The 19,159-nt window shown below is 67.7% G+C and carries 20 protein-coding genes and 1 tRNA gene; 9 read left to right on the top strand and 12 right to left on the bottom strand.

Annotated elements, in window-relative coordinates:
* Nucleotides 1–61: 61 nt before the first annotated feature.
* Both CF68_RS17465 and CF68_RS17470 read right to left on the bottom strand, forming a co-directional pair.
* Complete coding sequence (locus tag CF68_RS17465; protein ID WP_035821030.1) at nt 62–883, bottom strand: alpha/beta fold hydrolase; 822 nt, start codon at nt 881–883, stop codon at nt 62–64.
* Complete coding sequence (locus CF68_RS17470; protein ID WP_035821033.1) at nt 880–1,950, bottom strand: hypothetical protein; 1,071 nt, start codon at nt 1,948–1,950, stop codon at nt 880–882. Before CF68_RS17470 ends, CF68_RS17465 begins: the two co-directional genes overlap by 4 nt.
* A gap of 169 nt (nt 1,951–2,119) precedes the next feature.
* Between CF68_RS17470 and CF68_RS17475 the strand changes: the two genes are divergently transcribed.
* Nucleotides 2,120–2,677, top strand: a complete 558-nt coding sequence (locus tag CF68_RS17475) for a flavin reductase family protein (RefSeq protein ID WP_035821035.1) — start codon at nt 2,120–2,122, stop codon at nt 2,675–2,677.
* A 17-nt stretch (nt 2,678–2,694) separates the two neighbouring features.
* Nucleotides 2,695–3,150, top strand: a complete 456-nt coding sequence (locus tag CF68_RS17480) for a MarR family winged helix-turn-helix transcriptional regulator (protein WP_035821036.1) — start codon at nt 2,695–2,697, stop codon at nt 3,148–3,150.
* Nucleotide 3,151: 1 nt separating this feature from the next.
* On the opposite strand, the gene CF68_RS17485 is transcribed toward CF68_RS17480, so the two are convergent.
* The gene (locus tag CF68_RS17485) at nt 3,152–3,637 is read right to left on the bottom strand and encodes an Lrp/AsnC family transcriptional regulator (protein ID WP_013957609.1); all 486 of its coding nucleotides are present in this window, start codon (nt 3,635–3,637) and stop codon (nt 3,152–3,154) included.
* Between the two features lie 158 nt (nt 3,638–3,795).
* On the opposite strand from CF68_RS17485, the gene kynB reads away from it, so the two are divergent.
* From kynB to kynA, 3 genes are read left to right on the top strand one after another with little or no spacing between them, the layout of a single operon-like run.
* Nucleotides 3,796–4,446 (top strand): arylformamidase, encoded by a 651-nt coding sequence (kynB, locus tag CF68_RS17490; RefSeq protein WP_035821038.1) that lies wholly within the window; start codon nt 3,796–3,798, stop codon nt 4,444–4,446.
* A gap of 35 nt (nt 4,447–4,481) precedes the next feature.
* Nucleotides 4,482–5,738 (top strand): kynureninase, encoded by a 1,257-nt coding sequence (gene kynU, locus CF68_RS17495; RefSeq protein WP_035821041.1) that lies wholly within the window; start codon nt 4,482–4,484, stop codon nt 5,736–5,738.
* A 13-nt stretch (nt 5,739–5,751) separates the two neighbouring features.
* Complete coding sequence (gene kynA, locus CF68_RS17500; RefSeq protein WP_035821043.1) at nt 5,752–6,636, top strand: tryptophan 2,3-dioxygenase; 885 nt, start codon at nt 5,752–5,754, stop codon at nt 6,634–6,636.
* A gap of 25 nt (nt 6,637–6,661) precedes the next feature.
* On the opposite strand, the gene CF68_RS17505 is transcribed toward kynA, so the two are convergent.
* Complete coding sequence (locus CF68_RS17505; RefSeq protein WP_035821045.1) at nt 6,662–7,471, bottom strand: IclR family transcriptional regulator; 810 nt, start codon at nt 7,469–7,471, stop codon at nt 6,662–6,664.
* Nucleotides 7,472–7,719: 248 nt separating this feature from the next.
* Between CF68_RS17505 and CF68_RS17510 the strand changes: the two genes are divergently transcribed.
* Nucleotides 7,720–8,913: an acyl-CoA dehydrogenase gene (locus CF68_RS17510; protein WP_035821047.1), complete on the top strand. Its 1,194-nt coding sequence runs from the start codon at nt 7,720–7,722 to the stop codon at nt 8,911–8,913.
* Nucleotides 8,914–9,077: 164 nt separating this feature from the next.
* Here CF68_RS17510 and CF68_RS17515 read toward each other — a convergent pair whose 3' ends face one another.
* On the bottom strand, nt 9,078–9,716 hold the full coding sequence (locus tag CF68_RS17515) for a peroxiredoxin (protein WP_035821049.1): 639 nt from the start codon (nt 9,714–9,716) through the stop codon (nt 9,078–9,080).
* 256 nt (nt 9,717–9,972) lie between these two features.
* Here CF68_RS17515 and CF68_RS17520 point away from each other — a divergent pair, with 256 nt between their 5' ends.
* The 3 genes from CF68_RS17520 (at nt 9,973) to CF68_RS17530 (ending at nt 11,352) form a co-directional block, all read left to right on the top strand.
* The gene (locus CF68_RS17520; protein WP_340526281.1) at nt 9,973–10,299 is read left to right on the top strand and encodes a YqjD family protein; all 327 of its coding nucleotides are present in this window, start codon (nt 9,973–9,975) and stop codon (nt 10,297–10,299) included.
* Nucleotides 10,300–10,468: 169 nt separating this feature from the next.
* Nucleotides 10,469–10,849 carry a phage holin family protein gene (locus CF68_RS17525; RefSeq protein ID WP_035821052.1) on the top strand — a complete coding sequence of 127 codons (381 nt, stop codon included), beginning with the start codon at nt 10,469–10,471 and terminating at the stop codon, nt 10,847–10,849.
* Nucleotides 10,846–11,352, top strand: a complete 507-nt coding sequence (locus tag CF68_RS17530) for a DUF3318 domain-containing protein (RefSeq protein WP_035821054.1) — start codon at nt 10,846–10,848, stop codon at nt 11,350–11,352. The genes CF68_RS17525 and CF68_RS17530 overlap by 4 nt, the downstream gene beginning before the upstream one ends.
* Nucleotides 11,353–11,373: 21 nt before the next feature.
* Here CF68_RS17530 and CF68_RS17535 read toward each other — a convergent pair whose 3' ends face one another.
* From CF68_RS17535 to tolB, 7 genes are all read right to left on the bottom strand, one after another.
* Nucleotides 11,374–14,274: an EAL domain-containing protein gene (locus CF68_RS17535; RefSeq protein ID WP_035821056.1), complete on the bottom strand. Its 2,901-nt coding sequence runs from the start codon at nt 14,272–14,274 to the stop codon at nt 11,374–11,376.
* A 117-nt stretch (nt 14,275–14,391) separates the two neighbouring features.
* Nucleotides 14,392–14,467 (bottom strand) — tRNA-Lys (locus tag CF68_RS17540).
* 56 nt (nt 14,468–14,523) lie between these two features.
* On the bottom strand, nt 14,524–15,639 hold the full coding sequence (locus CF68_RS17545; RefSeq protein ID WP_013957622.1) for a YeeE/YedE family protein: 1,116 nt from the start codon (nt 15,637–15,639) through the stop codon (nt 14,524–14,526).
* 26 nt (nt 15,640–15,665) lie between these two features.
* Nucleotides 15,666–16,349, bottom strand: coding sequence for a 7-cyano-7-deazaguanine synthase QueC (gene queC / locus CF68_RS17550; protein WP_035821058.1), 684 nt, complete (start codon nt 16,347–16,349; stop codon nt 15,666–15,668).
* A gap of 127 nt (nt 16,350–16,476) precedes the next feature.
* Nucleotides 16,477–17,235 carry a tol-pal system protein YbgF gene (gene ybgF / locus CF68_RS17555; RefSeq protein ID WP_035821060.1) on the bottom strand — a complete coding sequence of 253 codons (759 nt, stop codon included), beginning with the start codon at nt 17,233–17,235 and terminating at the stop codon, nt 16,477–16,479.
* Nucleotides 17,236–17,252: 17 nt separating this feature from the next.
* Complete coding sequence (pal, locus tag CF68_RS17560) at nt 17,253–17,759, bottom strand: peptidoglycan-associated lipoprotein Pal (RefSeq protein ID WP_035821062.1); 507 nt, start codon at nt 17,757–17,759, stop codon at nt 17,253–17,255.
* Nucleotides 17,760–17,774: 15 nt separating this feature from the next.
* Nucleotides 17,775–19,148: a Tol-Pal system beta propeller repeat protein TolB gene (gene tolB / locus CF68_RS17565; protein ID WP_035821064.1), complete on the bottom strand. Its 1,374-nt coding sequence runs from the start codon at nt 19,146–19,148 to the stop codon at nt 17,775–17,777.
* Between the last annotated feature and the right edge of the window lie 11 nt (nt 19,149–19,159).

A 19,159-nucleotide genomic window follows, 5' to 3' on the forward strand; every position in this document is an offset into this window, starting at 1 on the left:
GCCGGATGCGGTGGCGGCGCGGCGGCGGTTCTTGTGTTGCGTTGCCGGGAAGCGGCGTGGTTCAGTGCACGGGGAAGCGCCGCTGCAGGAAATCCAGCACCGCCTCGTTGAACAGCGCCGGCCGCTCCATGCAGGCCAGGTGGCCGACATCCGGCAGGCAGCGGTACTCGGCGCCGGGAATGCGCTGCGCCATGCGCTCCATCACCTCGGGCGCGGCATTGGTGTCGTGTTGCCCGGCCAGCGCCAGCACCGGCACCGCGATGCGCGGCAGCGCGTCGCGCTGGTTGAAGCGCACCAGCGCAGCCAGCGCCGCGCGGTAGGTGGGCGCCGGCACCGCTGCCATCACCGCCGTGGCAAAGGCCACGGCTTGTGGCTCGGCATCGGGTGCGACCATGGTGCGCACCAGCCCGGCGGCCATCTCGGCCATGGTCCTGCCGGCGTCCAGCGGCGCGGTGCGCGCGGCGATGAACTCGCGCTGCCAGGGCCCGTCCCCCTTGCCAAAGGCGGGCGAGGTGCCGGACAGCACCATGCCGTCGATCAGCGCGGGCGCGGCCGCGCAGGCCTGCTGCGCCACCATGCCGCCCATGCTGTGGCCCAGCAGCACCACGCGCCGGCCGGCGTCGCGCTCGGCCTGCAGCAGCGGCGCCAGCGCTTGCGCCAGCCCGTCGAAGTCATAGGGATCGATCAGGGCGCTGTCGCCGTAGCCGGGCATGTCCCAGGCCACGGCACGGTAGCCGGCCTGCGCCAGCGCCTCGCCCTGCGCGGGCCAGGCGGCCTTGCCGCCGCCGATGCCGTGCAGCATCACCACCGCCACCGGGCCATCGCCCCAGGCCAGCGTGGCAATGCCGTTGGCGTGGCGTTGCATCGTCGCGGCCGCGCTCATGCCGCCATCTCCACCAGCGTGCCCGCTTCGACCTCGTTGCGGCCATCCAGCGACACCGTGCAGTTGCGCAGCGGCAGGTCGAAATGGCCCAGCGTATGCCGCCCGGCGACCTCGTTGGCGCCGGTCGAGAACAGGAAGTTGCCGGCAAACGCGCGCAGCTCGGTGCCGTTGCAGTCGCGCTTGTCGTAGAAGGTCATCGCGTCCCAGCGCGCCAGCCGGTTCAGGCCCCAGCCCACGTGCGAGACCGCGTACGCATCGCGCGTGCCTTCGCGGTCGGCCCAGGCCTGGTAGTAGCCGCGCATCATGTCGGCATCCACGCCCTGCCCCTCGACGCCGGCGATGTAGTCGTCCTCGATATGGCAGACCACGGTATCGCGCAGGTAGGTCTTGAAGGTCAGGTTGACGTCGCCCGGCGCCAGCACCAGCGTGCCGTTGACCTGGCGGCTGGCCGGGAACGCCAGGCACAGCCCGCCGGGCCAGTGCGAGACCTGCCCGGGCTTGTTGCAGAAGCCCCAGACCCCGCCCACGCGGGCCTCGGCCAGGCCGATGCGCAGCTCGGTGCCGGCCGGCGAATGCACGCGCATCTCGCGCGCGCCGCGCAGGCGCTTCATGGCGGCGCGCACGGTGCCTTCCAGCGCCGGGTCGGGCTGGCAGCGTTCCAGGATCTCCGGATGTTCGTTGCTGACCATCAGCATGCGCGGCACGATGCCGTCGGCGCCGCGCAGGATCAGCGGCAGTTCCGGCGCGTGCAGCAGGCCTTCCACCGTGCAGTCCAGCACCAGGTGGCAGCGCGACAAGGCCGCCACCACCGGAGCGAGGCCCAGCAAGGCATCGCTGGCGCCGGTGGAGCGCACCGGCGCGGGCGCGCTAAGTGCGGGTGTCGGCACCTGGATGCGCACCGCGGTGGCGCCCAGCGACTGCACGGCCAGTTCGGCCAAGGCCACGTTGACAGGGCGGGATTGCGACTCCGTTACAATTCCAACGACTTCCGCACCCTGCAGGGCACAGAGTTCCAGCGTGCGCCGGAACGCCGCCAGCCAGCGGTGTTCGATCTGCTCGATGAGCATGACGTTTGTCTCCTGCTAGGTCCTGCTTGTTGTATCGGCGGCAGTGCCCGCCTTGTTGTGTGCGCCAGCCCAGCGCCGCGGCCGCAAATAAGCGCACGGCCGGGCTTGAACTTGCTGCCCCTGGCGCGAATAATATATATGAAATTTCATGAACTCCAGCGGAGCCCCCATGGGCATGCCTGAGGCCCAGCCACAGATCGCCAGCGCCGCCGCACCAGATTTCGATGCGCAGCACTTCCGCCGCACCCTGTCGCAGTTCGCGACCGGGGTGACGGTGATCACTACGCGCGCCAGCCCCGAGTCTGTCGCCGCCGGCGCGCCGCCGTTCATCGGCATCACCGCCAGTTCGTTCAACTCGGTGTCGCTGGATCCGCCACTGGTGCTGTGGAGCATGGCGTCGCGCGCCAACAGCCTGCCGATGTTCCGCGACGGCACGCACTACATCATCAACGTGCTGTCGGCCTCGCAGCTGGAGCTGTGCCAGCGCTTCGCCACCCTCAAGGGCGACCGCTTCGCCGGCGTCGACTACCGGCTCTCGGCCACCGGCCTGCCGATCCTGTCCAATGCGCTGGCCTGGTTCGAATGCCACAACCGCAGCCGCTACGACGAGGGCGACCACATCATCTTCGTGGGCGAAGTCGAGCGCTGCGGCGTGCTCGATGGCAGCGACGGCCCGTTGGTATTCCAGGGCGGCCAGTTCACCACCACCGCCCCACTCGACCTCTGAACAGCTCCGGGCCCATCATGGCGGACCTGCCTGCGCAATCCCCCCCGCCCTTTGTCGATGGCTACCTGGCCTACCTGCTGGCCCGCGCCAGCCACCTGATCTCGGGCGAATTCCACCGCGAAGTGGAAGCCAGCGGCCTGTCCGTGCAGGAATGGCGCGTGCTGGCCACGCTGGCCGACCGCCCCGACTGCACCATCGGCACGCTCGCCGAAATCACGCTGACCAAGCAGCCGACGCTGACCAAGCTGGTCGACCGCATGGCCGCCGACGGGCTGGTGACGCGCCGCGCCGGCCAGACCGACCGCCGCCAGGCGCTGATCTCGATCACCCCGCGCGGCCTCGCGCTGGCCCAGCCACTGCTGGCACGCGCCGCCCAGCACGAGCGCGCAGTGCTGGACGACTTTGGCCCGCGCCAGGGTGCGCTGCTCAAGGAAACCCTGCGGCAGCTGATCGCGCTGCATACGCAGCGCTAGGCTAGGCGCCCTCCGCACCCGCCTTCAGGATCGCCAGCGGCGAACTGTCCACCTTGATCCGCTGCAGCACGATATTCGAGCGGATATCCATCACGCCCTTGGTGCGGTACAGCCGGTTCACGATGAAGTCCGAGTAGTGCTTCAGGTTGCGCGCCTGCACCCGCAGGATGTAGTTGCTGTCGCCGGTGATGATGTACGCCGACAGCACTTCCGGCCACGACTGCACCGCGGCGATAAAGGTGTCGTGCCAGCCCTCCACGTCGTGCCGCATCGACACCTGCACGATCGCCTCAAGCTCCAGCCCGAGCTGCTCGGCGTCGAACCAGGCGCGGTAGCCGCCGATCACCCCTGACTCTTCCAGCAGGCGCACCCGCCGCAGGCATGCCGAAGGCGACAGCGCCACGCGGTCGGCCAGGTCCTGGTTGCTGATGCGGCCGTTCTCCTGCAGGCAGGTCAGGATGCGCAGGTCGGTGGGATCGAGGTTCATTCGAATTTCCTTCGACAAATCATCAATTCTTCGCATTTTATGCGAAAGATGACCTCATCGACGGTCCATTTAGCAAGCCTCTTGTCGGCAATTTTGACTATGATTTCCGACATCGAGGCAGACAACGACGGCGCCTTGCAAAGGCGCCGCGCACCCTTATGACCGCCCCCAATCACGACCCGCGCCGGCTGTGGGACATCAGCCCGCCGCTCTCTCCCGCCACCCCGGTCTGGCCCGGCGACACGCCGTTCCAGCAGCAGCCGGCCTGGCAGATCGACGAGCACTGCCCGGTGAATGTCGGCCGCATCACGCTTTCGCCGCACACCGGCGCGCACGCCGACGCCCCGCTGCACTACGCCGCCGACGGCGCGCCGATCGGCGCCGTGCCGCTCACGCCCTACCTCGGCACCTGCCGCGTGATCCATTGCATCGGCGCCTCGCCGGTGGTCGAGCCGCGCCATATCGAACACGCGCTGGCCGGCCTGCCGCCGCGCGTGCTGCTCCGCACCTATGCGCAGGCGCCGCTGGCGCAGTGGGACCCGGGCTTCTGCGCGGTCGCCGCCGACACCATCGCGCTGCTGTCGTCGCACGGCGTGCAGCTGGTCGGCATCGACACGCCTTCGCTCGACCCGCAGGAATCCAAGACCATGGACGCGCACAACGCGGTGCGCCGGCACGGCCTGGCCATCCTGGAAGGCATCGTGCTGGATGAGGTCGCCGAAGGCGACTACGAACTGATCGCGCTGCCGCTGCGCTTTGCCGGGCTCGATGCCAGCCCGGTGCGCGCGGTGCTGCGCAGCCTCGACTGAACCACTTTCGAACAACCCCTGGCCAATCCCACGACATGACGACATTTGACCGCGAGCACTGTATCCGGCTCGATCAGCAAGACCCGCTGCGCCCGCTGCGCGACCAGTTCGCGCTGCCCGAGGGCGTGATCTACCTCGACGGCAACTCGCTGGGCGCCCGCCCGCGCGCCGCCGCCGAGCGCGCCGCCCAGGTGGTGGCCGAGGAATGGGGCGAGGGCCTGATCCGCAGCTGGAACACCGCCGGCTGGTTCGAGCTGCCGCAGCGGCTGGGCAACAAGCTGGCCCCGCTGGTCGGTGCCGGCCACGATGAAGTGGTGGTGACCGACACCACGTCGATCAACCTGTTCAAGGTGCTGGCCGCGGCGCTGCGCGTGCAGCAGACGCGCGACCCGGCGCGCAAGGTGATCGTGTCGGAGGCCAGCAACTTCCCCACCGACCTGTACATCGCGCAAGGCCTGGCCGACCTGCTGCAGCAGGGCTATTCGCTGCGCCTGGTCAATTCGCCGGCCGAGATCGACGCCGCCGTGGGCGCCGACGCCGCCGTGCTGATGCTCACCCACGTCAACTACAAGACCGGCGAGATGCTGGACATGGCCGCGCTGACCGAGCTGGCCCATGCCCGCGGCGCACTCACGGTGTGGGACCTGTGCCACTCCGCCGGTGCCGTGCCGGTCAACCTGAAGGCGGCCGGGGCCGACTACGCCATCGGCTGCACCTACAAGTACCTGAACGGCGGCCCGGGCTCGCCCGCCTTCGTCTGGGTTGCTCCCGCGCTGCGCGATGCCTTCTGGCAGCCGCTGTCGGGCTGGTGGGGCCATGCCGCGCCGTTCGCGATGGATCCGCAGTACCGCCCGGTGGAAGGCGTGCGCCGCTTCCTGTGCGGCACGCAGCCGGTGACTTCGCTGGCGATGGTGGAATGCGGCCTGGACCTCTTCGCCCAGACCAATATGCAGGTGCTGCGCGCCAAGTCACTGCTGCTGTCCGACTTGTTCATCGAACTGGTGGAGGCGCGCTGCGGCCACCACCCGCTGACGCTGGTCACGCCGCGCGAGCACGCGCGCCGCGGCAGCCAGGTCAGCCTGGAGCACCCGGACGGCTATGCGCTGGTGCAGGCCCTGATCGAGCGCGGCGTGATCGGCGACTACCGCGAGCCGCGCATCGCCCGCTTTGGCTTCACGCCGCTGTACACCAGCTTCACCGAGGTGTGGGATGCTGTGGAAATCCTGCGCGATGTGCTGGACAGCGGCGCCTATCGCGACGCGCGCTTCCAGACGCGCGGCCAGGTGACCTGATCGGGAGCGCATCATGACTGAATTCAAGGGATGCCCCTTCTCCGGCGCCGCCAGCGAGGCTGGCACGAAAGCACAGGGCGATGGCTGGCACGGCGCGCAGATGGATTTCGCCAAGGACATGAGCTATGGCGACTATCTCGGCCTGGACCAGATCCTGAACGCGCAGCACCCGCTGTCGCCGGACCACAACGAGATGCTGTTTATCGTGCAGCACCAGACCACCGAGCTGTGGATGAAGCTGATGCTGCACGAGCTGCGCGCTGCGCGTGAATCGGTCAAGGCCGACAGCCTGCCGCCGGCGTTCAAGATGCTGACGCGGGTATCGCGCATCATGGACCAGCTGGTGCAGGCGTGGAACGTGCTGGCGACGATGACGCCGCCGGAATATTCCGCGATGCGGCCTTACCTGGGGATGTCGTCGGGCTTCCAGTCGTTCCAGTATCGCGAGATCGAGTTCATTCTCGGCAACAAGAACGCGGCCATGCTGAAGCCGCACGCGCACCGGCCAGAGCACCTGGCATTGGTGGAGACCGCGCTGAAGACGCCGTCGCTTTATGACGAGGCGATCCGGCTAATGGCGCGGCGTGGTTTTGCGGTCGATGCGGATTGCGTGGAGCGGGACTGGACCCAGCCGACTGCGTACAACGCCTCAGTCGAGGCGGCATGGCTGGAGGTCTATCGCAATCCGTCGGCGCATTGGGAACTGTACGAGCTGGGCGAGAAGTTCGTGGACCTGGAGGATTCGTTCCGCCAGTGGCGCTTCCGCCATGTGACCACGGTCGAACGCGTGATCGGCTTCAAGCGCGGCACCGGCGGCACCGAGGGCGTCAGCTATCTGCGCAAGATGCTGGATGTGGTGCTGTTCCCGGAGCTGTGGAAGCTGCGCACGGACCTGTAACGCCTGCGCACGTCGGACCTGGCCGTCAGCCCGCCGGGTCCGACAACCTTGCCGCCAGCGCCCGCAACGCCGGCGCCAGCGTCTGGTGGAACACCGCCTCATCCACCGCCCCATAGGAAGCGCTGCAACTCAGCATGTGTAGCTCCTTCTCCCCCACCGGCCGGAACGCCACCGCACAGGCATGGATTGCCGGATGCCAGTCGCGGAACGACGCCGCATAGCCGCGCTGCTGCGCCTCGGCCAGGGCCGCGCGCGTGGCGGTCTCCTGCTGCTTCCACTGCTCGGGGAACGCCTGGCTGAACTCAGCCATGACCCGCTCGCGCCGCGCCGCCGGCAACGCGGCCAGGTACGCCCGCCCCATCGAACTGGACACCAGCGACAAGCGCGAGCCCACGCCCAGCCCCAGCATCACGCCCGCATCGTTGCGGATCGATTCCAGGTAGATCACTTCCATGCGCTCGCGCTTGCCCAGCGAAACCGAGACCCCATACGACTGCGCGAACGCCAGCATATGCGGCCGCGCCAGCGTCACCACGTCTGACGCCGACAGGTAGGCGTAGCCCAGCGCCAGCACGCCGGCATCCAGCGCGTACTTGCCCAGGCTCTCGTCATAGCGCAGGTAACCCAGCTGCACCAGCGTGCCCGCCAGCCGGCTCACCGTGGCCTTAGGGAAGCCGGTTCGGCGCACGAAGTCCTGGTTGCCGAGCATCGCCTCGCCGGTGCGGAAGCAGCGCATGAGCTCCAGCCCGCGCGCCAGCGCGGTGACGAAGTTGGGATCGCTGTCGCGCACCGGCGCGGGCGGCGTGGCATCGGGAGAAAGTGACGGACTGGTCAAGGGCGGCTCCTCTCAGGTCGGCGGTTGTCCGCTCATCGCACAAAGGCATGGGTGTCGGGGGTTTTGCCTGTTGCACGGCAAACCCATTGCGATATACTAATTCAACGGAACACAGTTCCGCAATGCGGAACCACGAAAACCCTCCGCGAAGATCACCGAACCCGTCATGATTCCCGGAAGCGCCGGTGCGGCAAGCGACCATTCGCCCCGCCCCCGATGCTTCCCCCGCGCTATCGAAGGAGACCTGCATGGCTGCCAACGCCGAATTCCACTGGGCCGACCCCCTGCTGCTGGACCAGCAACTGACTGCCGAAGAACGCATGGTGCGCGACGCCGCCGCTGCGTACAGCCAGGATAAGCTGATGCCGCGCGTGCTTCAGTCCTTCCGCAATGAAAAGACCGACATCGAGATCTTCCGCGAGATGGGCGAACTGGGCCTGCTCGGCCCCACCATCCCGGAACAATACGGCGGCCCGGGCCTGAACTACGTCAGCTACGGCCTGATCGCGCGTGAAGTCGAGCGCGTGGATTCCGGCTACCGCTCGATGATGAGCGTGCAGTCGTCGCTGGTGATGGTGCCGATCTTTGAATTCGGCACCGAAGCGCAGAAGCAGAAGTACCTGCCCAAGCTGGCCACCGGCGAATGGATCGGCTGCTTCGGCCTGACCGAGCCGAACCACGGCTCCGACCCGGGCTCGATGGTCACCCGCGCCAAGAAGGTCGACGGCGGCTATGAGCTGAGCGGCGCCAAGATGTGGATCACCAACTCGCCGATCGCCGACGTGTTCGTGGTCTGGGCCAAGCTGCAGGGCGATAACGGCAAGGACGAGATCCGCGGCTTTATCCTGGAAAAGGGCTGGAAGGGCCTGTCGGCACCGGCCATCCATGGCAAGGTCGGCCTGCGCACCTCGATCACCGGCGAAATCGTGCTGGACCAGGTGTTCGTGCCGGAAGAGAACATCATGCCCGGCGTGAGCGGCCTGAAGGGCCCGTTCACCTGCCTGAACTCGGCCCGCTACGGCATCGCCTGGGGCGCGCTGGGCGCCGCCGAATTCTGCTGGCACACCGCGCGCCAGTACACGCTGGACCGCAAGCAGTTCGGCCGCCCGCTGGCCGCCACGCAGCTGGTGCAGAAGAAGCTGGCCGACATGCAGACCGAGATCACGCTGGGCCTGCAAGGCTGCCTGCGCCTGGGCCGCATGAAGGACGAAGGCACCGCCGCGGTGGAAATCACCTCGATCATGAAGCGCAACTCGTGCGGCAAGTCGCTCGACATCGCCCGCGTGGCGCGCGACATGCTGGGCGGCAACGGCATCTCGGATGAGTTCGGCGTGATCCGCCATGTGGTGAACCTGGAGGTGGTCAACACCTATGAAGGCACCCACGACATCCACGCGCTGATCCTGGGCCGCGCCCAGACCGGCCTGCAGGCCTTTTTCTGATCGCCATCCGCGACTGACGGACAGGCTCTCCGCAATAAAAAGGCCCGGCTGCAAAGCCGGGCCAAGCACACTACCAAGGAGACGACGAGGCTGCCCCCGTCGATAAAACACCTGTCGTTCACGCCGGCCCCCCCCCCCCCCCCGGGCGGGGGGGGGCCCGGCGTTCATTTGTTGGGTTGTGGCGTCAGGCGCAGGTACGGCCGCACCGCCTGGTAGCCCTTGGGGAATTTCTCTCGGATCACCGCCTCGTCCTTCAGCGAGGGCACGATCACCACGTCGTCACCGTCCTGCCAGTTGCCCGGCGTGGCCACGCTGTGGTTGTCGGTCAGCTGCAGCGAGTCGATCACGCGCAGGATCTCGTTGAAATTGCGCCCGGTGCTGGCCGGATAGGTGATGATCAGGCGCACCTTCTTCTTCGGGTCGATGATGAACAGCGAGCGCACCGTCAGGGTCTCGTTCGCGTTCGGGTGGATCATGTCGTAGAGCTGCGACACCTTGCGGTCGCCATCGGCCAGGATCGGGAAATTGACCTGGGTCGACTGGGTCTCGTTGATATCCTGGATCCAGCCGCGGTGCGAGTCCACGTTGTCCACCGACAACGCGATCGCCTTGACGCCGCGGCGTGCGAATTCCTCCTTTAGCTTCGCGGTCAGGCCCAGTTCCGTGGTGCACACTGGGGTGTAGTCGGCCGGGTGCGAGAACAGCACGCCCCAGCTGTCGCCAAGCCACGCATGGAAGCCGATGCGGCCTTCGCTCGAATCCTGCTCGAAGTCCGGGGCGATATCGCCAAGACGCAAAGCCATGTTCTGTTCTCCTGATTTCGGGGTGGAACCAGAGTATCCGGATTGATATCCAACCCAAACGAATATAAAGTCACTACAAAATCACTCGAAGTCATATAGACATTTTCTGACATTCATCACGCTTGCTTTCCGGCATGCTGACAATACTAGGCACCGAAGCGGCGCGCGCACTGGCTTGCAGCCTTGAAACCACGGCCGCCCGCCACATATGCTAAGTATCAGACCGACAAATGCCGTTAGCCTCGGAGCGTAGAAAATGTCAGAATCCGCACAAACCGAACCATCCGCCCGCAAACAGGAGAAACTGATGAGCGATGTCAAGACCGTTCTGTCCGACGCCGAGGAACTGCTGAAGCAAGCCGCCTCGACCACCGGGGAAAAGGCCGCCGAACTGCGCGAGCGTGGCATGGGCCTGCTCAAGCAAGCCAAGGAAAAGGCCCAGGACCTGCAAGACGCCGTCGTGACCAAGAGCAAGGCCGCGGCACGCGCCACCGACGACTACGTGCATGACCACCCGTGGCGCGCCGTGGGCGTGGCGGCCGGCGTAGGCCTGCTGATCGGTCTGCTGCTGAACCGCAAGTAAGCGATTCCAACCCGGCGCGGCGTGCTGGTGTGCCGCGCCTGAGCGGCAACCCGGTCATCGGGTTGCCAGTGGCCGGGGCTGGCGACACACCATGCCGCCACACCCGGCCCGCCTGCTGGAAAGGCGCGTACGGCCACGCCGTCGCGCCGCTCTTTCACGCCGGAGCCGCATGAGCGAATCCCCCCCTTCCCCCAAGTTCCTCGAATCCGTGCGCAACCTGGCCGGCTCGCTGGTGGCAATGATCCAGACCCGCCTCGAACTCGCCAGCGTGGAGCTTGCCGAGGAACGCACGCGCCTGATGAAGGTCGCGCTGCTGGCCTGCTTCGGCCTGGTGTTCTTTGGCATCGGGCTGGTCACCCTGACCGGGCTGATCGCCATCCTGTTCTGGGACACCTACCGCTGGCAGGCGCTGGGCGCACTGACGGTCTTCTACCTGGTGCTGTGCGCGATTTGCCTGGCGTACGCACGCAACCTGGTGCGCAACGCCCCGCCGATGCTTGAGGCCACGCTCGCCGAAATCGACAAAGACCGGGAGATCCTGCGCCGATGAGCCCCCTGGAACCCGACGACAGCGCTGCCGGACACAACCACCGCGATCACCCGCGGCGGGCCCGGTTCACGCAAGAGGTGCGCCTGCCGCTGGCGGTGCGCAAGGAACTGCTGCTGACCCGCGCCGCGCTGGAACGCTACGACTGCCTGCAGGCCCTGCACGAGGTGCGCGGTGGCGCGCACCGCCTGGGCACTATCGGCCACTGGCTGCCGCGCATCGCCCGCCCGGGGTCGTGGATGAAAGTGGTCGGCATGACCAAGGACTACCCGCTGCTGAGCACCGTATTGACGCTGGCGCTGCCGCTGGTCAAGCGCACGCCGGTGCTGCGCTGGACCTGGAAGCTGTCCAAGGTCGGCCTGGCAGCCGGCGCCGCCTACTGGGTGTACAACACCTGGCGCGAGGCCAGGCACCAGGCCGTGCCGCCCGCAACCGCGCCGACGCCCGCGCCGGCTGGCACCCCGCCCGGCGCCGATACCGGCTTCCGCGACCCGCTCGTTCCCTGACCCACGGCCGGGCCTGGCGGCTCAGCCCGCCAGCGCCAGCGCCGGCCGGTCGCCGGCCTTGGGATCCGCCGGGGCAAACGACACCGGCTGCGCAATGTGGTAGCCCTGCACCAGGTCCACGCCCAGCTCGCGCAGCCGTTCGAGCATGGCCTCGCTCTCAACGAATTCCGCAATGGTCTGCTTGCCCATGGCGTGGCCGATGCGCTGGATCACCTCCACCATCACCAGGTTGACCGGGTCGGCCAGCATGTCGCGCACGAAGCTGCCGTCGATCTTCAGGTAGGCCGCAGGCAGGTGCTTCAGGTAGGTGAACGACGACATGCCCGCGCCGAAGTCATCCAGCGCAAACTTGCAGCCCAGCTGCTGCAGCTGCAGGATGAACGCGCCGGCCTGCGCCAGGTTGGAGATCGCCGCGGTTTCCGTGATCTCGAAGCAGATGCCGTCCAGCGCGATGCCTAAGCGCTGCGCCTGCTCGCGCACGAAATCGGGAAACTGGAGGTCCGCCAGCGACGAGCCTGACAGGTTGATCGCGCAGGTGGCAATCTCCGCCTGCCGTCCCGCCAGCGTGGCAAACGCGGTCTCGACCACCCAGCGGTCGATCATCGGCATCAGGTTGTAGCGCTCGCAGGCCGGCACGAAGGCCATCGGCGGCACCAGCCGGCCACGTTCATCGACCATGCGCAGCAGCAGTTCCACATGGCGGCCCGTCTGCGGCAACGCGCCATCGTGCGCCGGCACGATCTCCTGCGAGTACAGGCAGAAGCGGCCAGCCGCCAGCGCCGCATGCACGCGGCTGACCCACTCCATCTCGCCATGGCGCGCCTGCACCACGCTGTCCAGCGGATGGTAGACCTGCACGCGGTTGCGCCCGCCTTCCTTGGCCACGTAGCAGGCCGCGTCGGCCGCGCTCAACGCCTCGGCTACGTTGACGGCCTGGCGGTCCAGCGTGACCAGGCCGATGCTGACGCCCAGCGTGAAGGTGCGCTGGCGATGCGCAAAGCGGAAACAGGCAATGGCGTGGCGCAAGGCCTCGGCCACGCGTTCGCCATCGGCGGTGCCGCAATGCTCCAGCAGCACGCCGAACTCGTCGCCGCCCAGCCGGGCCAGCGTGTCGCTGCGGCGCAGCTGGCTGCGCATGACCTCCGCCATCTGCCGGATCAGCTCGTCGCCGGCGGCATGGCCGCAGGTGTCGTTGACCACCTTGAACTGGTCCAGGTCCAGGTACATCAGCGTATGGGTGGTGCCCTGCACCCGTCCCCGCGTGATCGCCGCGTCCAGCCGGCGCTCGAACTCGGCGCGGTTGACCAGGCCGGTCAGCGCATCGTGGCTAGCCTCGTACGCCAGCCGCGCCGCATGGGCGCGTTCCTGGCTGATATCGTGCAGCACCACCACCACGCCGATGGCCTGCGCGGCACGGTCGCGGATCAGCGCCACCGATGGCTTGACCGCTAGCACCTGTCCGGGCAGCCCGGACCCATCGCGCTGCACCAGCTGCGCCGACCGGCTGCGCCAGCGCTGGCGCAGCGCCAGCGTGACAATATCGGGCAGCGGCGCCAGGCTTTCCTCGTCGCGCAGCACGCAGACGCTGCTCAGCGGCAGGCCGCGGGCGTCGGCTTCGCGCCAGCCGGTCAGTGCCTCGGCCGCGGGGTTGAGCGACTCCACGCGCCCCCACACATCGGCCGTCACCACCGCGTCGCCGATGGCCTGCAGCGTGACCTGGGCGCGCTCCTTCTCGGCAAAGAGCTGGGTCTCGTAGCGTTTGTGGTCGGAAATGTCCGTGAGCGACCCCGCCATGCGCGCGCGCCGGCGCCCCGCCCCGCGCACCAGCCGGCCGCGGGCGCGCACCCACAGGTAATCGCCGGCGCGGTTGCGCAGGCGGAATTCGGCGTCATAGGGCTCGCCGCTGCGCAGATGGTGGGCCAGCTTGGCCTCAAAGGCGGCCAGCTCGGAAGGATGCAGCAGGCCCAGCACGGTTTCGCGCGCATGCGGCAGCTCGGCATCCTGGTAGCCCAGCATCTGCGCGCAGCGCGGCGAGAAGTACAGCTCGCCGCGGCCGAGATGCCAGTCCCATAGGCCGTCGTTGCTGCCCTCCACCGCCAGCTGCAACTGCTCTTCGCGCTGCGCCAGCGCCTCGCGCAGCCGGCGCTCGCGCCGCAGCGGCGCCACCGACAGCAGGATCGCGGACATCAGCAGCGCTGCCGCCATCACCGCGCTGCCGGTGGTCAGCAGCCGCGTCACGCGGCGCGAGGCCTGGCCCAGATGGTCCGAAAAGGCCCGCTCCAGCGGCGTCAGCCTGGCGTCGATCTGCGCAATGTTGCGCAGCACCGGCGCCACGCAATCGTCCCCGCAGCCGGGCTGGCGGGTCAGCCGGCGCAGGGTCAGCGCCTGTTCGTGCAGGGCAGCGATCTCGATGTCGCCCGCGGCCCACACGCGGATCGCTGCATCGACCTCCTGGATATGGCGGAAATTCCGGTAGAGCCGCACCATCCGCGGAATGTCTTCGGGATGGTTGCCGCCGGCAAGGAGCCCTTCATGGATGCGCTCCAGGTCAGGCTCGTCGCGGTCGAGCTCCAGGCGCGCGCGATGGTCGCCCAGCGGAATCGCGATCGACTCCAGGTATGCCTCGAAATCCGCCGGATCGCGATCCTCGCCGTAGCGCAGCAGGTGCAGCACGGCGTTCTTCTGGCCCTTGGACCACTGGCTCTCGCCCGCGACAAAGGCGCGCGCGGCCGACAACAGGTCCAGGCTGGCGATGCTGAACAACGCCAGCGCAACGACCACCGGTACGAACGGCCAGATAATGCGCAGCACGTGCCCGCTGGCCGGCAAGGAAACGCCTGCTCGCCGCATAGGGTCTTGTTGGTGGGCCGTGTCTCGCGGCCGTTCTGATGGACCGCGGTCAATACGCCGCGGCTGACCCATTGTGCTGCGCAGGCAGGCCCAAGTCTCTACCTCGAACTAGTTAATGCATCCCCCTCTAGCGGGGCATGCCAGACGCAAAAAGGGCCTGTGACTTGCGCCACAGGCCCTTCGTAATACTGGTGGGTCGTGCGTGACTCGAACACGCGACCAACGGATTAAAAGTCCGCTGCTCTACCGACTGAGCTAACGACCCGAAAAAACAGAACCGCGATTATAGTAATGCGGCTCTCGATGTGTCAAGCACGCGCCTCAGGCCATGCGCTCCAGACGCCATATCTGGTAGCGGAATGCCAGCACTGCACCGGCCAGGATACCAGCCAGCGCGATAAACGAGCCAAGCGCCAGCGTCGACACGCCCGACAGGCCCTGCCCGACCGTGCAGCCCAGCGCGGTCACGCCGCCCGCACCCATCAGGATGCCGCCGACCATGTGGTTGGCGACGTCCTCGGCATTGCCGAAGCCTTCCCAGCGGAACGTGCGCGTGGCCAGGGCATAGGCCGCCGCGCCGGCGATCACACCGAACACACTGACGATGCCGACCGTCGCCACCTTGCTCTTGTCGCTGAACATCATCAGCCAGTCGAGCGTGTAGGCATAGGGGGCGACAAAGCTCAGGCTTTCCATGCGGCCGCTGTTGGTCGAGACGAACAGTTCCTCAAGCGTGTTGGGGTCTTCGGCCACGTAGCCGAGGTGGCCCGAGACATACCACATTGCCACGATGATCAGCCCGACGCCGATGCCGCCAAGTAGGTTGTCAAACGAGCGGAAGCCGCGGCCCGCCAGCGCCCACAGCACCAGCACGCCGCCCAGCGCCAGGCCCAGGCCCAGCTGCAGCGCGCCGCGCGCGAGCCCCGTGCCCTGCGCCAGCACGGACGGCAGGTCTTGCGTGGTGGGCAGCGTCAGCGCCACCGCGTCGACGGTATTCACGCGCACCACGCCGAACAGCCCGCGCAGCGTCATGTAGGCCGACAGGCCCAGGAAGACAAAGACCACCAGCGACTTCAGGTTGCCGGCGCCGATGCGCACCAGCGTCTTGCTGCCGCAGCCCGATGCCAGCACCATGCCGAAGCCGAACATCAGCCCGCCCGCGAGCGCCGACAGCCAGCCCAGCTTGCTCGCGGTGTAGATGGTCTTGGTGGGGTCGATCGCGCCAGTCCAGGCCAGCACGCCGGTGCCGATCATGGCCACGCCGATCGCCAGCACCCACATGCGCATGCGGCTCCAGTCGCCCATGTTGACGATGTCGGAGACCGCCCCCATGGTGCAGAAGTGCGTGCGCTGCAGCACGGCGCCAAACAGGAAGGTCAGGACGAACGTGCTCAGCAGCACGGTGCGCGAGAGCGCGGCGAGGTCGATTTCAGGCATGTGGGGGCGTGGACGTCGGCTGGTGATCAGGCAGCGGCCTGGTAGCGGGTCGGATCGGGCACACCGGCGGCTTCAAAGCCGGCCCGGCGGATGCGGCACGAATCGCACACGCCGCAGGCGCGGCCGTCGTCGTCGGCCTGGTAGCACGACACCGTCAGGCTGTAGTCCACCCCCAGCGCGATGCCGGCGCGGATGATCTCGCCCTTGGTCATGTCGATGATGGGCGCATGCACGCGGAAGCGGTCGCCCTCGACCCCGGCCTTGGTGGCGAGGTTGGCCAGCGTTTCATAGGCCGCGACGTATTCCGGGCGGCAGTCCGGGTAACCGGAGTAGTCGACCGCGTTGGCTCCAAAGAACAGGTCGCGTCCGCCGACGGCCTCGGCCCAGCCGAGCGCCAGCGACAGCATGATGGTGTTGCGCGCCGGCACGTAGGTGACTGGGATGCCGTCGGAAGCGCCGTCGGTCGGCACCGCCAGCGTGTCGTCGGTCAGCGCCGAGCCGCCGAAGCGGCGCAGGTCCAGGTCGATGATCTCGTGGCGGGTGGCGCCCAGCGCGGCCGCCACGCGCTTGGCGGCTTCCAGTTCAGAGGAGTGGCGCTGGCCATAGCGCATCGACAGCGCATAGGTCTCGAAGCCCTGGGCACGGGCCATGGCGAGTACGGTGGCGGAGTCGAGTCCGCCGGACAGCAGGACGATGGCGCGTTGGGTCATGATCGGGAGCGCGCCGTCTGGGCGCGCAAAAGATTCAGGCGAATCGCATATTTTAACGCGACCCAAGAAAAAGGCCCGCCAAAGCGGGCCTTGCAGACAGGACCGGGCGTGCCGGCCGCTTCCGGTGTTACTTCAACGTCTTCAGCCGGTTGCTGGCCGCCTGCGCGCCTTCGGTGCCCGGATACTTGGCCACCACCTGCTCCAGCGTCTTGCGCGCGGCCGCCTTCTGGCCGGACTCGAGCTGGTTGTTGGCGACCGCGATCATCGCGTCCGGCACCTTGGGATGCGTCGGGTTGTTATTGATCATGGTCTGCAGCACCGAGGTGGAGCCTTTGTAGTCGCGCTGCGCATACAGCGAATTGCCAAGCCAGTACTGCGCCAGCGGCACGTACGGGCTCTGCGGGTACTTCTTGACGAAGGCCGAGAACGAACTCCCGGCGCTCTTGAAGTCGCCCGCCTGGAACTGCTTGAGCGCGGCATCGTATTCGGGCTTTTCGCCCGGCTGCGACAGGCCTTCGCGGCCTTCGACGGTGACCTGCTGCGGCTCGAATTTCTTCAGGCGCGCGTCCAGGTCGGCGTAGTAGTCCTTCTGCTGCTTCTGCAGCGCGTCCACCGTGTTCTGCAGCACTTCGTTCTGGCCGCGCAGCCGCGCCACTTCCTGGCGCAGGCCCTCGAGCTGGTTCTGCATGTCGATCGTGGTGCGGCTGTTCTGCTCGATACGCTGCGTCGCGGTCGCCTGGAAACCGTTGAACTGGTCGCGCAGGGTGATGACCGCCTTGCGCGCCTCGTCATCGTCGAACACTCCGGCATGCGCCTGCGACAGCGGCAGCATGCCGCCGCCGGCGACGGCGGCGAGCCACAACAAGGTGGAAACGCGTGCTTTCATGGATGGCTATCCGCAGATCAGTAGTTGATGTCCGCGCGGCGGTTTTCGGCCCACGAGGCTTCATCATGGCCGGCGGCCTTGGGCTTTTCCTTGCCCAGGCTCACGGCTTCCATCTGGGTGTCGGGCACACCCATCGAGGCCAGCGAGCGGCGCACGGCTTCGGCGCGCTTCTGGCCCAGCGCCAGGTTGTACTCGCTGGTGCCGCGTTCGTCGGTGTTGCCCTGGATCAGGATCTTGCGGCCCTTGTTCGAGCCCAGGTACTTGGCGTGCTCGCCCAGCATGCCCTGGTAGTCGGACTTGACCGAGTAGCTGTCGAAGTCGAAGTACACGCTGCGCTTGGCCAGCGGGCTGTTCGGATCGTTCAGCGGATCGGCGGCCGTCACCGGGGTCACGGCGCGCGGATCGCCACCGGTGCCGGCGCCGGCGCCGGCCTTGGCGGTGTCGTCCAGCTTGACGCCGGAGCTGCAGGCGCCAAGGGCCAGCAGTGCGGCAACGGCAAGGGTTTTGCTCATCAGTTGGGGCATGGTGAATGACTCCTGTTATTGCATGAAAGGACCCCAGGACGGCTCGCGAACATCGCCGGACTGGAGGGACAGAACCTGCCGGGTACGCCCGTCAGTGGAAACCGCCGCCAGCACCGCGCGACCGCCCACGCGGGTGGCATAGAGGATGTACTTGCCGTTGGCGGCAAAGCTGGGCGCTTCGTCGTTGGCCGTATCGGTCAGCGACGTCACGTCGCCGTTGCTCAGGTCCTGCAGCTGCAGCTTGAAGCCGCCCGCGCGCGAGATGTACGCCAGGTACTTGCCGTCCGGCGAAATACGCGGGCTCACGTTGTAGCTGCCCTTGAAGGTGACACGTTGCGCACCGCCACCTTCCTCGCCGGAAGCGGGCATGCGGTAGACCTGCGGCGCACCGCCGCGGTCGCTGGTGAAGTAGATGCTCTTGCCGTCCGGAGAATACTGCGGCTCGGTGTCGATGGCGCTGCTGCGGCTCAGGCGGCGGATGCCGGAGCCGTCGGCATTGACCTGGTAGACCTGGGTATTGCCGTCTCGCGACAGCGCCAGCGCCAGGTAGCGGCCGTCAGGCGACCACGACGGCGCGCTGTTGTTGCCCTTCTGGTTCGACACCAGCGTGCGCTTGCCGCTGGCCAGGTCGTGCACATACACCACCGGCTTCTTGGCCTCGAACGAGACATAGGCCACGCGCGCGCCGTCCGGCGACCACGACGGCGAGATGATCGGCTCGTTGCTGGTCAGCGCCACCTGCGCGTTCTGGCCGTCCGAGTCGGAAATCAGCAGCTGGTAGCGGCCGCCCACCTTCGACACGTAGGACAGGCGCGTGGCGAACACACCGCGCTCGCCCAGCAGCTTTTCATAGATGTAGTCGGCGATCTTGTGCGCGGTCACGCGCAGCTGGGACTGGTTGACGGTAAAGGCCAGCCCGCCCAGGCTCTGGCCCTTGACGGTGTCGTACAGGCGGAAGCGGACCTCATACTTGCCGCCGGCGGCCGGGGTCACGCTGCCGGCGACGAAGGCATCGGCGCCGCGCGATTTCCAGCTGCCCAGGTCGACATTGGCGGATTCCGCCACCGTGGCGCCGCCCGGATCGACATTGCGCAAGCGCCCGCTGCGCGCCAGGTCGGCGCGGATGATTGCGGTCAGGTTCTGCGGGGCCTGGGCCTCGCCCTGGAAGTTGGCGGTCGCAACCGGGATCTGGCTGGAACCGACCCCGGAGATCTCAACGTTGAGTTGCGCGTGCGCGGCGCCGGCTGCCATCGTCATCGCGGCGGCCAGCCAGGCCATCAGCGCGCGGCGGCCGGCCAGGGGGACCGGGCCGATAGCGCGTTGGGATTCGGGTTGGGTTGCGTTGTGCCGCCTCGCGGACAGCCAGTTGGGGGCCCAAAGCTTTCGCATGCTGCTCCTCA

The organism is Cupriavidus sp. SK-4, from assembly GCF_000611125.1.
Taxonomy (GTDB): Bacteria; Pseudomonadota; Gammaproteobacteria; order Burkholderiales; family Burkholderiaceae; genus Cupriavidus; species Cupriavidus necator.

What these genes read in the sequence shown, in the direction of transcription:
- CF68_RS17465 (WP_035821030.1), bottom strand. Translation starts at nt 883, where the DNA reads ATGAGCGCGGCCGCGACGATGCAACGCCACGCCAACGGCATTGCCACG.
- CF68_RS17470 (WP_035821033.1), bottom strand. Translation starts at nt 1,950, where the DNA reads ATGCTCATCGAGCAGATCGAACACCGCTGGCTGGCGGCGTTCCGGCGC.
- CF68_RS17475 (WP_035821035.1), top strand. Translation starts at nt 2,120, where the DNA reads ATGGGCATGCCTGAGGCCCAGCCACAGATCGCCAGCGCCGCCGCACCA.
- CF68_RS17480 (WP_035821036.1), top strand. Translation starts at nt 2,695, where the DNA reads ATGGCGGACCTGCCTGCGCAATCCCCCCCGCCCTTTGTCGATGGCTAC.
- CF68_RS17485 (WP_013957609.1), bottom strand. Translation starts at nt 3,637, where the DNA reads ATGAACCTCGATCCCACCGACCTGCGCATCCTGACCTGCCTGCAGGAG.
- kynB (WP_035821038.1), top strand. Translation starts at nt 3,796, where the DNA reads ATGACCGCCCCCAATCACGACCCGCGCCGGCTGTGGGACATCAGCCCG.
- kynU (WP_035821041.1), top strand. Translation starts at nt 4,482, where the DNA reads ATGACGACATTTGACCGCGAGCACTGTATCCGGCTCGATCAGCAAGAC.
- kynA (WP_035821043.1), top strand. Translation starts at nt 5,752, where the DNA reads ATGACTGAATTCAAGGGATGCCCCTTCTCCGGCGCCGCCAGCGAGGCT.
- CF68_RS17510 (WP_035821047.1), top strand. Translation starts at nt 7,720, where the DNA reads ATGGCTGCCAACGCCGAATTCCACTGGGCCGACCCCCTGCTGCTGGAC.
- CF68_RS17515 (WP_035821049.1), bottom strand. Translation starts at nt 9,716, where the DNA reads ATGGCTTTGCGTCTTGGCGATATCGCCCCGGACTTCGAGCAGGATTCG.
- CF68_RS17520 (WP_340526281.1), top strand. Translation starts at nt 9,973, where the DNA reads ATGTCAGAATCCGCACAAACCGAACCATCCGCCCGCAAACAGGAGAAA.
- CF68_RS17525 (WP_035821052.1), top strand. Translation starts at nt 10,469, where the DNA reads ATGAGCGAATCCCCCCCTTCCCCCAAGTTCCTCGAATCCGTGCGCAAC.
- CF68_RS17530 (WP_035821054.1), top strand. Translation starts at nt 10,846, where the DNA reads ATGAGCCCCCTGGAACCCGACGACAGCGCTGCCGGACACAACCACCGC.
- CF68_RS17535 (WP_035821056.1), bottom strand. Translation starts at nt 14,274, where the DNA reads ATGGGTCAGCCGCGGCGTATTGACCGCGGTCCATCAGAACGGCCGCGA.
- CF68_RS17545 (WP_013957622.1), bottom strand. Translation starts at nt 15,639, where the DNA reads ATGCCTGAAATCGACCTCGCCGCGCTCTCGCGCACCGTGCTGCTGAGC.
- queC (WP_035821058.1), bottom strand. Translation starts at nt 16,349, where the DNA reads ATGACCCAACGCGCCATCGTCCTGCTGTCCGGCGGACTCGACTCCGCC.
- ybgF (WP_035821060.1), bottom strand. Translation starts at nt 17,235, where the DNA reads ATGAAAGCACGCGTTTCCACCTTGTTGTGGCTCGCCGCCGTCGCCGGC.
- pal (WP_035821062.1), bottom strand. Translation starts at nt 17,759, where the DNA reads ATGCCCCAACTGATGAGCAAAACCCTTGCCGTTGCCGCACTGCTGGCC.
- tolB (WP_035821064.1), bottom strand. Translation starts at nt 19,148, where the DNA reads ATGCGAAAGCTTTGGGCCCCCAACTGGCTGTCCGCGAGGCGGCACAAC.